The organism is Corallococcus sp. CA041A, from assembly GCF_003612075.1.
In the GTDB taxonomy this organism is placed as follows: domain Bacteria; phylum Myxococcota; class Myxococcia; order Myxococcales; family Myxococcaceae; genus Corallococcus; species Corallococcus exiguus.
In genome coordinates this window covers 1-385 of record NZ_RAWF01000774.1, presented here as the reverse complement: position 1 = coordinate 385, position 385 = coordinate 1, and the positions used below count along the sequence as shown (strand labels likewise).

Genomic DNA, 385 nt, shown 5'->3' with positions numbered 1-385 from the left:
CGCAAATGCTGCGCCCACGTTCACTTTCCCGCCTGTCATGTCGATTTCCCACCCTGGCCGACGCCGTTTTGCGCTGATTCCCTCGGCCGGCACCGGCTCGCGCGCCGGCGGCGATCTGCCCAAGCAATATCAGGTGATTGCCGGGCGGCCGATGCTCTGGCATACCGCGCAGGCGTTCCTGGCCAGCCCCGAAATCGATACCGTGCTGGTGGTGACGACGCCCGGCGCACAGCCGCTCGTACAGCGCTTTCCCGACGGCGGTTTCGACGCGCCCAAGCTGGTGGAGGTCGATTGCGGTGGCGACTCGCGCCACGCATCCGTCACGCACGGGTTGGCGGCGTTGCGTGGCCTGGGGGCGCACGACGACGATTGGGTGCTCGTGCAT

Annotated in this window: 1 protein-coding gene; it reads left to right on the top strand. The window is 67.8% G+C overall.

Annotated features, from left to right (window positions below; genetic code table 11):
- On the top strand, positions 1-385 hold a 385-nt coding region (locus D7V77_RS43020; protein WP_199734040.1), incomplete at both ends, for a 2-C-methyl-D-erythritol 4-phosphate cytidylyltransferase.